Genomic DNA, 12238 nt, shown 5'->3' with positions numbered 1-12238 from the left:
CGACCTAAGTTACTTGTTTAATTTCTTTAGTTAATGGAAATATCACCCACACAGACTGTTGAAAAAAAACCTGGAATATGAAAATAATAGCAATATTACTATTACTTTCAGTGGCTTTCCTATTTTCAATTAGTTCACCTTGGCAAAGATTATCTGCCATGCAAATGACTCGTACAGAAATGGCTTCAGTCGCTGTTAACGGAGAAATACTGATACTAGGTGGCTACTTACATCCTATCAGCCTTTCCTCTGTTGAAAAATATTCTCCCATTAAGGATGCTTGGGTCAGTTTGAAAGATATGCCCACATCGCTAGATCACTCTGCGGCAGTGAGTTTGGGTACAGATGTTTATGTTATTGGTGGATTAGAACGAGCTGAAACAGGTATTACCAGTAATGAGGTATTTAAATTCTCTCTTACACAGAATAAGTGGGAGCGTGTTTCATCCTTGCCAGAATCTTTAGGTGCTGTAAGTGCTGTTGTTATAGGCCATACCATCCATGTATTTGGAGGTTTAAATACAAATGGACCTAGCGCATCGCACTATCTATACAACATTGATCGAGATGAGTGGAGTAAAGCTGAAAATATGCCTACTCCAAATCATCATATGGCTATTGCTACCGATGGAGTAAGAATCTTTTTAACAGGAGGAAGTGAAAAATTTCCAGATTCATTACTTTCTCGGGTGCTTGTCTTCGATACTAAGACAAAAAAATGGCAAGAAGGACCTAAGCTTCCCACCCCAAGAGGTGATGCACAAGGCACCATCATTGGCAAATATTTTATTGTCGCAGGCGGTGAGAATGCTAATGGAGAAGTATTCGATGTGATTGAGGCGCTTGATATGGATTTAATGACATGGAAAACCTTACCCAGTTTACGCTTGGCTCGTCATGGACATGCATCCGTTTCGATTGGTAATTCTTTGTACATTATAGGCGGTCGAGATAAAAATCATAATTGGGGTTACACTGATTTAAATGAAAGGCTGGAAATAAAAAACTGACGGCAATTGTCTGTATAACGTTATGTTTTGTAAATAAATTTCACGGAAATAGCAAAAAATAATCAATAATAACTAATCTGGGGGGAAACCAATGTCCATTACTAAATATTCTCTACCATTGGCTTGTGCGTATATTTTTACTAGTTTTGTGGTCTTAGCTAACGGGGTGCCGAATCCGGTTCCGGTGACTGAAACTGTTATTGGTATACCGACAACAAAGGATGTTGATAATGGTTATGCAGGATTGAAATGGGCTTTGGGTGACAACCTGGTGCCTGATATTGTGGTTGGTTTTCGGCATGCAAATGTAAGTACAAATGGCGATACATACGGCGGCGATGTTTCTTTCTCATTCAAAGTTTATGGCGGGCTGAAGCCGGGCAAGATACGACTAAAATATTTCAATGGTGCAGATTACATGCAAGGAGAAGTAGGTGGTGGTTATGATTTTACAAAGGGGTTTTTTGCCGGTATTGGGTTAACGCCCCCTTTTCTAACTTGGGTGTCGATTATCACTTTACTGATAGCGTCCCTTTAGAGCCGTACTTTATGTTGGACACACTAGGGCAATATAATAAACCATTAGCTAGAAAAATCACGATACTTAACTGCCCTAATGGTTCTCATCCGGTAAATGGTTTTTGTATTCTTGATACCCCTGGCTAGATTATAAAGTGATTCGAAATGGACTTCGTGCATCAATAATTAGTGACGGTGCTATTGATAATTGTAATGGCTCGGTAAGCCCCGACACTTTTCTATAGAATTCAGAATACTGCGAAAAAAAACGTGATATCCCAGTAATTTCCCTTACAAATCATATTTTCATCAACTTCATTGATTTTAGCTGTGTTTACGATACTCTCTACTGACGTACATACATTAGGTCTATCAGTTAGATAATAAATGCGTATAGGCAGGTAAGGTCTGCAATCTGTTGTCATCTTTTGGTGTACCTACTGTAAAGTGATATAAACTTTGCCAATCATCGTCTTTTAAGCCTAATACACCATGCACTGCATCATCAAAAAAACAACCTATACCAGTACCTCTGAGACCGACAGCTTCAGCTTCCAGATACAGGATCTGACCTAGAAGGCCACATTCCCAAAACAAACGCCGATAATTCCAGGCTGCAGTGCTGATAGTATCCGCAAAGCGGGCTAGCATACCTAAACTGAAAGCACTGTCGCTGGCAATAGCTTGATGACAGGAGAGGGTTTGGGCAGCTTGTCTAACGTTTCCTGGGGTAAGTAAGTAAAATGAGCAGGGAGCTGGCACCGTTTGCCAAACAAAATCAGCAGAAAATGCGGCTTGTAAACTGGGAATGTCGGTAGTGTTACGCGGTAAAAAATAGAGGCCCGGTGCAAGATTTTCAACCCGATGCACAAATATAAATATATGGACAGCAGGTGACCAATTCCATGCGCTAAAAGGGGGCTTTTGATTCGGCAACAAAGAACAAAGCATGCGTTGAAAATCGGCAAGTGGTATGGGATCAGCTTTGCCGTTAAAATTTTGCGCACTTCGGCGCTGGCGAATTAACTTACTGGCAGTCAGATTGTATTTGGGTATAGCCAAGTAAACTGGTTCTGGTTGCCAGTGTTCGATGGGCGTTGCAGGTTTTTCTGCTTGTTTAGAAACATCGTCAATAATAGGCCAGCGATAAAAATGTCGGCCACTCAGTTGTTCGGCTGTGCCAAACCATTGTGTTGAAGCGAACAATGACGATAAACAAACCGGATTAAAGTGGTTGCTCGGAGATGATGGAGTGATTATTCGACATAATATATCGGCTGATTCATGTTCAGACGCTATAAAATCAGTAGCTTGGTTTAGCCCTAACCCAGCGGCAATTTCACTATCAGCTACAGAACTACATAATTCAATTGACCAGCCTAAACAGGCAGCCGCGTAACTTAAAGCCGCTAGAGCATGACCAATATCATGCTGACAATAACGAAATGCCCTTTCGCCATATTTCCATGCTTCGCGCCAATGAATGGAAGATAAAGCAATAAAAATCTCAGAATTTACAGGGTTAACCTTAAATTGACCACGGCGCTCAAGATGGTGGTCGTGGCTAACATAGTGATAAACGCCAGGAATTAATAGTGTTGCATCACTACAAAGTACATAAGCCTCAGTGGGATGTAAATTACCACTGGAGGGATTACAGCGTAATGCCCATCTATCCGGACCAAATTGTTTCCATGCTGAAAGGCCGAATGATAATTCAAGTAACAAACCTAAGCTTTGCAAGTCCAAGGCTTGAGAGCTGATCCGTTCGGGGTTGTCTAGTTCGGCAAATAAAGCATCGAGATCAGAACCGGGTGTAGGTAATGTTACAATTTCGCAACCACTAAAACGTCGAAACGGATTTGGTTGATCATCCCAATCCAGCGATGCCGGGCCAGCCGCATAAGCATTAATCTGGTGTTTGGTGCGTTGATGATAATGGCGTATGAAATCAGTGGCATCGGACATAGTGATTCCCGTAAGGGTAAATAGTTAAGCTGGTAAATGTCATTAAACCACAAAGGCTTAGGATGAGTTTATCCTAACTCAGGCACTTCTACTTCCAAGTCACTGGTCCAGCAACCGATGAGGGGGCCCAAATTCATGTCATTGTCTTCAAACCTAACTAAAAAAACATTCAAAGTTGGATCTTCTTCTACATGACCTTTCATTACAATCACGCCACGCGTACCAGCTGAGGCCAATAGTTCGCCTTCTTTACTATCTGGCATACTGCCATCATCAAATATGCTATGCGCAGCATAAACCACATCACCTAAATCTAATTCGTCTACTTTCATGGCATTTTTCCTGTGAGTATTTTGTAGTAAACCTAACAAATATAGTTGGATTGTTGTTGAACAAGCCAAATGTATATCAGTGTGTTATTTGCAGTATTCAATTAAATCAATTGGTTAATTAAAATTTTAACGTATGGCACACTGGTTGCTTTACTTGTTACAAGATCAATGCCAAACCGTTCAGGAGATTAAAAAATGATCACATTAACCGAAAACGCAATAAATGCCGTAGGTAGATTCATTAGCAGTTCAGATAAACCAACTGGCGGGCTACGGATTGAAGTGACCGATGGCGGTTGTTCAGGGCTTTCCTATGGCTTACGCTTGGAGTCCTCTGAAAATACTGATGATACCGTTATTGATTGTGGTGAAGTAAAAGTATTTGTCGATCCGCTGAGTTTGCCAAAACTGGATGGTATGTCTATTGATTTTGTTGATAGTTTGGATGGTTCGGGTTTTAAATTTACAAATCCAAATGCGGTAAAAAGTTGTGCTTGTGGTTCGTCGTTTACCACTAGCGATAACGGCGCACCCACCAAAACCTGTTCTTAACGCTTACCGAGGAATTAGTGATGTGGGATTATTCAGATAAAGTAAAAGAACATTTTTTTAACCCTAAAAATGCTGGCGCTGTAGCGGGTGCAAATGCAATTGGGGAAGTTGGTTCGATTAGTTGTGGCGATGCTTTACGCCTGACGTTGAAAGTAAATGATAAAACTGAAGTGATTGAAGAAGCTGGTTTCCAAACTTTTGGTTGTGGTTCAGCTATTGCATCGTCTTCTGTATTGACAGAAATTATCAAAGGTTTAACTTTGGATGAAGCACTGCAAGTCACCAATCAGGATATTGCCAAAGAACTGGATGGATTGCCTCCAGAAAAAATGCATTGTTCAGTAATGGGCCGTGAAGCATTACAAGCAGCCGTGGCAAATTATCGCGGCGAAGAATGGAAAGATGATCACGAAGAAGGGGCGCTTATTTGCAAATGTTTTGCCATAGATGCCGTTATGATAGAAGAAATGGTGTGGGCAAATAAGTTGCGTACCGTTGAGGATGTAACAAATTACACGAAGGCTGGTGGTGGTTGTGCTGCATGTCATGAAGATATTGAAGCGATTTTAGAGCGCGTACTTAAAGAGCGCGGCGAATCTTTCGATCCGCTTGCTGCACCGGTAGAAAAACCGGTAGTTGCTGAAAAGAAACCGCTTACCAATTTGCAACGCATCAAAAAAATTGAGGAAGTTCTAAATGCTCTTCGTCCACAATTGATGGCTGATGGTGGTGATGTGGAATTGGTCGAAGTTGTCGACAACATTGCATATGTGAATATGACAGGAGCCTGTAACGGCTGTCAAATGGCTTCTATGACTATTTCTGGTATTCAACAACGCTTACTGGAAGTGCTGGGAGAATTTATTCGTGTCGTACCTGCCTCGCAAATGCCGAAGCTGGTGTCAATTATGGAGGCAGGACATGCCTGATATTTATCTGGATAATAATGCCACTACGAAAGTGGATAGTGCCGTTGTTGATGCAATGATCCCTTTTTTTACTGAGCAGTTCGGTAATCCTTCATCAATTCATCGATTTGCCGATGGTGTTGCTCGTGCCATTAAAAAAGCCCGTGGACAAGTACAGGAGCTTATAGGTGCGGAGCATGATTCTGAAATTATTTTTACCTCTTGCGGCACAGAATCTGATTCAACCGCAATTTTATCGGCTATTAAGGCCCAACCTAATCGTAAAGAAATAATTACCACCGCAGTAGAGCATCCTGCGATTTTAAATTTATGTGAAAATCTGGAAAAAGAAGGCTATACCATCCACCGTTTACCCGTGGATAAATGTGGACGATTAAATCTGGAATCCTATAAAAACATGTTGTCTGACCAAGTGGCTATTGTCTCTGTTATGTGGGCAAATAACGAAACCGGTACCATTTTTCCTGTCATAGAAATGGCAGATATGGCGAGTAATGCCGGTGTAATGTTTCATACCGATGCGGTACAAGCCGTTGGAAAAATACCAATGATGTTGCAAGATACTAAAATTGATATGTTATCCATTTCTGGGCATAAGCTGCATGCGCCTAAAGGTATTGGAGTATTGTATTTGCGTAGAGGTACTCGTTATCGGCCATTACTTCGAGGCGGGCATCAGGAGCGTGGTCGACGGGCTGGTACAGAAAATAGCGCCTCTATTGTTGGTTTGGGTAAAGCCTGCGAAATGGCTATGGAGCATATGGAGTATGAAAATATTCAGGTAAAAGCTATGCGAGACCGATTAGAGCAGGGAATTATTGAACAAATTCCACATTGTTTTATTACGGGTGATCTGAATAACCGATTACCTAATACCACCGATATTGCCTTTGAATATATCGAAGGCGAAGCAATTTTGATGTTGTTGAATAAAGCAGGTATTGCTGCATCTAGTGGTTCGGCGTGTACTTCCGGTTCTCTGGAGCCTTCGCATGTGATGCGTGCAATGCAAATTCCTTATACTGCGGCGCATGGCACCATTCGTTTTTCATTTTCCCGCTACAACACTATGAGTGAAGTTGATGAGGTTCTGAAAGTGATGCCGGGTATTGTGGCTAATTTACGTAAACTATCACCCTATTGGGAAGGGGATGGTCCGGTGGCTAATCCAGAACAGGCCTTTCAGCCAACTTATGCATAAATATTGGAACAAAAGTCCTTTTTATCGTTGATTTCGACTTTGCAGGATGTCCAGTGCATTTGGCAATGGACATCTTGTATTGGCCTAGTGTTTAAAGCTATCTTAGCATTAAGTATTCTTAACTTGCCCATGAATCCAAAAGACTTAGGGAGGAAGATTCTCTTTGAGTCCACTTGTTGCTACTCGTCTGGCTGCGAGTGGTAAGCAAATCCACTTTGCGGATTTTTAATTTTTCTGATAGAACCGATCTTTATCAAGTTAGCACGCTATGGGTTAGCAAGCCCTTGATAATAGGTTGGCGAATTTTTGTTTCGTTCGTGTTTAAAAACGTCTACTATAAGTTGTGTTGGGCTAAAACTTCGCTATGTATCAGACTGATTTTATAGTTTCTGCTCAACAAAAATCTTAACTTCTAGCATATGTAATGTCTATAGTTTGGTGTGGAGTGTTTTGCAGCATATAGACAATTTTGCTGGTTCACTGATTTTAAACACAGAAAAAATCAACCCTGCACAATGAATGATGATAAAACAATACTGGTACGTGCTAATCCTCAACAGCAACAGCCAGTTGATACAGAGAAAACGGTCTTAAATCAGGCGCAAACATTACAAGTCAATTTGTTTGATGCCGCAGGTAATCGTATTGCCAGTTATTCTTTTGCGGATCGTTTTAATGTCGGACGGGCTGCCGATAATGCCATTAGTATTGAAAATATTTTGGTTAGTCGACATCATATGGAGGTAAAGTGGGAGTTGGGGTGTTATTGGTTATACAACTTAAAAAGTACGCATGGTGTTTTTCTAAATGATGCCTTAGTTCAGGAAAAAATTAAACTTAATTTGCCCACGACTGTAGTATTGGGAGGGTCTGGTTATTTGTTAGAAATTCAGGCCGCCAAACAAGTTACGCAAATACTTCATCACAAGCCAACTCCCTCTGCTAACTCTTTCTCAGTTGCAGCATCTTTGCCAGCTCAACAAATTATTAAGGCCAAGCCAGCTTTATCAGCAGAAGAAGTAAGAAACAGGCTATTGAACGAAGCAGAAACCGATGATATGGGCGAGCATACTATTATGGTACGAAGGCTGATTCGTGAGGATAGGGCAGTTAGGAGTAAGAGTTATAAAAAGGTGATATGGCTGTTAGGCGTATTATTTGTATTGTCAGCAACGCTTGTGACTTACCAGCATTTTGCGCTTGCCAACGCACGTTTGATTGCCATAAATATGTTTTATGACATTAAAACCTTAGAAGTCAATTTATCTCAGGCTGATGTAAGGTTGGAAAGTAGCGCAAAAGCGTTGTCACAAACTATGCAGGAGATCAGTGGCGAACGATTGAAAGCTGAGCAAGAGCGAGCCAGAGAAGAGCAACAAAAAATACTCGAGGAAAAGCAACGCTTGGCGCAGGAAAGAGAAAAGCTAAAAGCGATGAAAGCCAAATATGAAAGCTATTTAAACGAGATCAATTTTCTGCGGATCAGTTTTCCTAGCGATGAGCGATATGAAAAAGAATTAATAACTCGTGTGGCTAGAGGGTTTGGTGAAAGTGAATTGGAAGTGCCAGATGACTTTGTTGCTGAAGTGCAAAAGTACATCAAACTTTGGCAAAGTTCCGGCAGAATGCAAATGGCTATGAAAAGACTGGAAGAAAACCATTATGCGCCAGTGATTGTCGATGCTTTGGAAAAACAGGGGTTGCCAACTTATTTTATTTATTTACCGCTTCAAGAAAGTAATTTCGATCCATTGGCAATTGGGCCTGAAACCCGCTTTGGCGTAGCCAAAGGTGCTTGGCAATTTTTGGCGACAACAGGAAGTGAATATGGGTTGGCGAGTGGGCCGTTGGCAAATAGCCGAGAATTTGATGCACAAGACTCACGTTTTGATTTTGCTCAGGCAACACAGGCTGGAGCCAAATATCTTAAATATATTTATAGTACACAGGCACAGGCATCCGGTTTGTTGGTGATGGCAAGTTATAATTATGGGCATAATAAAGTTAAAAGTATGATTGCAGAAATGCCCGATAATCCAAGAGATAAGAATTTTTGGAAATTTATACAACAGTATGAGATTCCAAAAGAAACTTATGATTATGTGTTTTATATTTTTTCGGCGGCAGTGATTGGTGAAGATCCGAAACATTTTGGTTTCGACTTTACACCACCCACGTTGTATCTTTCTAAGCAAACTAAAGTTTAAGAGTTTTTGAGAAAATACCATTCAATAAATCAATGTCACTGGCTTTCTATAAGCCACTGACAAAAACGCAGTATGTTCTACATATCGGTTAGTCCGTTCTTGGTGAGCTTAGTCGAACCATGAACGGACTAACCGATCCGACGTATAAAATACATACTGATTTATTGCTAAGTGCTTATTAATAATTTGCGCATTTATTGACTAATAGTATTGGTCGTGTAAACATTGGATTAGTATAAAAAACAATTATCTGCATTAGATCGTTTAATGCAATGGAAATGTCTGTTTCAACGGTTTTTTATTAGTAAATAATTGTTTTAATACATGTTATATGTATTAAAATACAAGATAATATAATGTTTTCGCGTTATAGTGATATTAACTCACTATAGGTTTTGGTAATATCGGAAAATGTACTTTTAAAAGCAGGTTAGCGTTTTTTGTAAATTAATAATTTATCCTTGTATGCAAGTTTTGTCGATGCCTTAAAGTTTGTCTTTCGAATTTTCCTTATCAATTAATTTCAGCTCAAATATAGGTATTATATGAAAACAAGTGCGCGTAATCATTTTAATGGCATTGTTAAAGACGTCATTGTGGGTGCTGTAAATGCCGAAGTTCATGTTAGTTTAAAAGGTGGTGATTCCATTGTTGCTTCGATTACTAAAAATTCAGTTGAAGCGTTGGGCATTAAGTCAGGAATATCCATACTTGCCTTAATTAAAGCGCCACAAATTATTTTGGTTTCTGATTTTGGTGGATATAAAATTTCGGCACGTAATCAACTAGCTGGGTCAATACTTGAGATAAAGCGCGGGCCAGTCAATGCTGAAGTGGATATTGAGTTGAAAGGAGGAGAAAAAGTCGCCGCTACAGTGACCAATGATAGTGTTGAGGGCTTGGGTTTACAAAAAGGTCAACCAGTGACTGCCGTGTTTAAAGCCAGTGCAGTATTGCTAGCGGTATCGAGTTAAATAAGGATTCGCTAGTTGATTAGAGTTGGTCAGATAAAAAGACTGTTCTGAAAACTCGCTTTATTCAGTGAGTATTCGACGGAGTACTGATCCTTTGATGTATAAAGACACACCACACTGTATATTGAAAGCATATACAGTGGGTGCAAGTTTAAGAGCTTACACTTACATATTCTAGATCTTTAGCAAAACAAGCATCCATGTAGTTTAGGATGCTTAACTTACACTTAAGCTTTTCTGTTTGAACGACGGCTTAAGCCCAACAAGGCTGTTAAACCAGTGCCAAACAACACGCCGCTAAATGGCACTGGTAATGAGGCAATTGTGTTTATATTATTAATTGTTGTGGTTGGTGCAAATCCTAAGTTTTTTGCATCAAATGCGCTGATTATACTTGCTAATTCATTGGATGAGTTTGCTGTGCCGTCTGAATTCAGACCAAGTGGATCGTACAAATATACGGCTTGACCCTTTGAGCTGCCTATAATGTTGGGTTGCTGAGTAGTCCAGCCACCAGTAAACAGAGTGCTAAAACCTAAAGTATCTTGAGCAGTGTTATACCCGAAGCCTGTTAAATTTGCCTGCAGCAAATTGGTTCCAGAAGTTGAGGTAGGTGCTATCGCGCCTGTATCTGCTGTAATTTGGGCTGCAGTGGTATCGTTGAAATAGCCTGTAATTTTTAAGTAATCACTTCCAGCGGCGTTTGCAATAAAGTTACCTGATTTGTCAAAGGTAGCGGATAGGCTGTATTCATTAGCATTGCCAATGTAACTTTGAGCGAATAGTTGGTTGAATACAGAAAAAGTGCCTGTACTGGTTGCATTTAATGTGTAGTCGCCTGTAACTGCACTGTAAGTTAAACTAACTGACTGATTATTAATCCAATAGTTCCAATCCCCAATAGGCGCACTGTAAGGAACTACCGGGGTTAGCGTTGGTAATATATCCAGCGCCTGCGCGGACCCAGAAATGGCCATTAATGCTATTGACATACTAAGTAATTTTTTACATCTCATATCGAATACTCCGTCCATAAAATTTTGAGATTACTATGAATAAAAGCTTAATAGTGATTAGTTATCAAGCTGTTTTTTGCTTATATCGTACTGCTAAGCTCATTAATGGCAATCCTAATAGCATCATTATCAATACTTCAGCCTCAGGAACTGGTGCTGCTGCAATAGAAAGATTTGAAATGCTTAGGGCCGAATTGTAGCTGTCATAGCCTTCGTGACTGATAACAAAAGAAACTGTGCCGCTGAAGTTTGGTGCTAAAGCAATTGATGCTGTTTCTAAACCACTGTCTTTGGCGTTATGTAATTTAATGATACTCTCTAGTTGATATTGGGTGCCACCTATATCTACTAAGGCAAAATCATTGTATGGTGTTCCACTTTGAGTTGTGAACTCCCAGTTGAAAGTCAGAATTTGATTGCCGGTGACACTAAAAGAGGTATCGCTAAGAATTGCACCCACTAAGCCAAGATTGCCTATGCTGGAGTTTGCGCCATCTGTAAAAGATGCTGTTGAGCTTTTTGAGTCGTAAGCATAGGTACTCTGCCCAAGGCCATCTCCAGTATTTAGCGTAGCTGTGCCGTTTGAAAAAGTGACCAAGTTAGATTGTGATGCAGTCCATGTTGTCAGGTCTGTGTTCGACGCGTAAACATTGCCAACAGACAATCCCATGATCAGAGTTGCTAGTGTCTTGAGTTTAAATGCAGATTTAATTTTCATAAATATTATCTCAAATTAAGTAAAGTGGAGGCTAGGGATATTTTTACTAACCTTGCTATATTTTTAAACTTATAACTGCGATCAAGCAAATGGCAAAACGGTGTACGAAAAAAAATCAGTAGCCAAAAATAACCTTTGTATGATTCTATCATGCAATTAATGGCATGCCAAAAAATAATTATGAATAATCATAAGCTTGGTCAAAAAATCAGTTTGCAAATGCATTCGAAATATCCGTTTTCTTGTGTGTTAATCCTTGTTAATTTAGGCTATAGAGAAATCAAGTTACGGCCCAACGTTGTGGTCCATTATGCACAAACAAAATGAAAATTTGATGACAATTTTGTTACAGTTTTCATATCTGTAATCGCATTAATATAAAAGCAAATTTTAAGCCATTAATCTGGATTGCTAATATGTGGTTGGCTGAATTTTTTAAGCTATTGATACTTATAATTTATTTTATTTGTCTGTTGCGAATCATGAAGATAAATTTGCCCAACTAGAGTACATGAAATTAATTAAACTGTGTTATATGACACACATTTAGAGCTAAATTGTGGCCTTTGTGTATATTTTTACCGATAAAATAATGTGTAGTTAGTCAAATTACGTTGTTATCAGTCAATTGTTCACGATTATTTATCAAGTTGTGATTTATCTAGTCTTTAGACTTATTCAACTGTTGGTATTTAAGCAGTAGATGTTGAAATTTAGTCAGCCATTGTTGAAATTTCAGCACCCGTCTGATGAATGCTTGAATTATATTGTGCAAAGCGGTGTTTAATGTAAAAAAATGGCCCTAGTCTTCA

General features: G+C 39.7%; 11 protein-coding genes. 7 read left to right on the top strand and 4 right to left on the bottom strand.

Annotated elements, in window-relative coordinates:
- The first annotated feature begins 77 nt into the window (after positions 1-77).
- Positions 78-1010: a kelch repeat-containing protein gene (locus ABH008_RS22120; RefSeq protein WP_347987774.1), complete on the top strand. Its 933-nt coding sequence runs from the start codon at positions 78-80 to the stop codon at positions 1008-1010.
- A 91-nt stretch (positions 1011-1101) separates the two neighbouring features.
- The gene (locus tag ABH008_RS22115) at positions 1102-1548 is read left to right on the top strand and encodes a hypothetical protein (RefSeq protein WP_347987773.1); all 447 of its coding nucleotides are present in this window, start codon (positions 1102-1104) and stop codon (positions 1546-1548) included.
- Positions 1549-1901: 353 nt separating this feature from the next.
- On the opposite strand, the gene ABH008_RS22110 is transcribed toward ABH008_RS22115, so the two are convergent.
- Positions 1902-3497, bottom strand: a complete 1596-nt coding sequence (locus tag ABH008_RS22110; protein WP_347987772.1) for a SagB/ThcOx family dehydrogenase — start codon at positions 3495-3497, stop codon at positions 1902-1904.
- A gap of 68 nt (positions 3498-3565) precedes the next feature.
- Positions 3566-3829, bottom strand: a complete 264-nt coding sequence (locus ABH008_RS22105; RefSeq protein ID WP_347987771.1) for a nitrogen fixation protein NifZ — start codon at positions 3827-3829, stop codon at positions 3566-3568.
- A 195-nt stretch (positions 3830-4024) separates the two neighbouring features.
- Here ABH008_RS22105 and ABH008_RS22100 point away from each other — a divergent pair, with 195 nt between their 5' ends.
- The 5 genes from ABH008_RS22100 to ABH008_RS22080 all read left to right on the top strand — a co-directional run bounded on the left by ABH008_RS22100 (position 4025) and on the right by ABH008_RS22080 (position 9692).
- Complete coding sequence (locus ABH008_RS22100) at positions 4025-4381, top strand: iron-sulfur cluster assembly accessory protein (protein WP_347987770.1); 357 nt, start codon at positions 4025-4027, stop codon at positions 4379-4381.
- A 20-nt stretch (positions 4382-4401) separates the two neighbouring features.
- Complete coding sequence (nifU, locus tag ABH008_RS22095; protein WP_347987769.1) at positions 4402-5310, top strand: Fe-S cluster assembly protein NifU; 909 nt, start codon at positions 4402-4404, stop codon at positions 5308-5310.
- Complete coding sequence (gene nifS, locus ABH008_RS22090; protein WP_347987768.1) at positions 5303-6511, top strand: cysteine desulfurase NifS; 1209 nt, start codon at positions 5303-5305, stop codon at positions 6509-6511. Before nifU ends, nifS begins: the two co-directional genes overlap by 8 nt.
- Before the next feature lie 515 nt (positions 6512-7026).
- Complete coding sequence (locus ABH008_RS22085) at positions 7027-8718, top strand: transglycosylase SLT domain-containing protein (protein ID WP_347987767.1); 1692 nt, start codon at positions 7027-7029, stop codon at positions 8716-8718.
- A 545-nt stretch (positions 8719-9263) separates the two neighbouring features.
- The gene (locus tag ABH008_RS22080) at positions 9264-9692 is read left to right on the top strand and encodes a TOBE domain-containing protein (RefSeq protein ID WP_347987766.1); all 429 of its coding nucleotides are present in this window, start codon (positions 9264-9266) and stop codon (positions 9690-9692) included.
- Between the two features lie 227 nt (positions 9693-9919).
- Here the strand turns inward: ABH008_RS22080 and ABH008_RS22075 are convergent, their stop codons facing one another.
- Positions 9920-10708, bottom strand: coding sequence for a hypothetical protein (locus tag ABH008_RS22075; protein ID WP_347987765.1), 789 nt, complete (start codon positions 10706-10708; stop codon positions 9920-9922).
- Between the two features lie 64 nt (positions 10709-10772).
- Positions 10773-11426, bottom strand: coding sequence for a hypothetical protein (locus ABH008_RS22070; RefSeq protein WP_347987764.1), 654 nt, complete (start codon positions 11424-11426; stop codon positions 10773-10775).
- Positions 11427-12238: the final 812 nt, after the last annotated feature.

Source organism: Methylomonas sp. AM2-LC (assembly GCF_039904985.1).
Classification (GTDB): domain Bacteria; phylum Pseudomonadota; class Gammaproteobacteria; order Methylococcales; family Methylomonadaceae; genus Methylomonas.
The sequence above is the reverse complement of the archived record's forward strand: the minus strand, read 5'-3'. Positions and strand labels throughout refer to the sequence as shown.

Coding starts and splice junctions, on each gene's coding strand:
- ABH008_RS22120 (WP_347987774.1), top strand. CDS start 78: ATGAAAATAATAGCAATATTACTATTACTTTCAGTGGCTTTCCTATTT.
- ABH008_RS22115 (WP_347987773.1), top strand. CDS start 1,102: ATGTCCATTACTAAATATTCTCTACCATTGGCTTGTGCGTATATTTTT.
- ABH008_RS22110 (WP_347987772.1), bottom strand. CDS start 3,497: ATGTCCGATGCCACTGATTTCATACGCCATTATCATCAACGCACCAAA.
- ABH008_RS22105 (WP_347987771.1), bottom strand. CDS start 3,829: ATGAAAGTAGACGAATTAGATTTAGGTGATGTGGTTTATGCTGCGCAT.
- ABH008_RS22100 (WP_347987770.1), top strand. CDS start 4,025: ATGATCACATTAACCGAAAACGCAATAAATGCCGTAGGTAGATTCATT.
- nifU (WP_347987769.1), top strand. CDS start 4,402: ATGTGGGATTATTCAGATAAAGTAAAAGAACATTTTTTTAACCCTAAA.
- nifS (WP_347987768.1), top strand. CDS start 5,303: ATGCCTGATATTTATCTGGATAATAATGCCACTACGAAAGTGGATAGT.
- ABH008_RS22085 (WP_347987767.1), top strand. CDS start 7,027: ATGAATGATGATAAAACAATACTGGTACGTGCTAATCCTCAACAGCAA.
- ABH008_RS22080 (WP_347987766.1), top strand. CDS start 9,264: ATGAAAACAAGTGCGCGTAATCATTTTAATGGCATTGTTAAAGACGTC.
- ABH008_RS22075 (WP_347987765.1), bottom strand. CDS start 10,708: ATGAGATGTAAAAAATTACTTAGTATGTCAATAGCATTAATGGCCATT.
- ABH008_RS22070 (WP_347987764.1), bottom strand. CDS start 11,426: ATGAAAATTAAATCTGCATTTAAACTCAAGACACTAGCAACTCTGATC.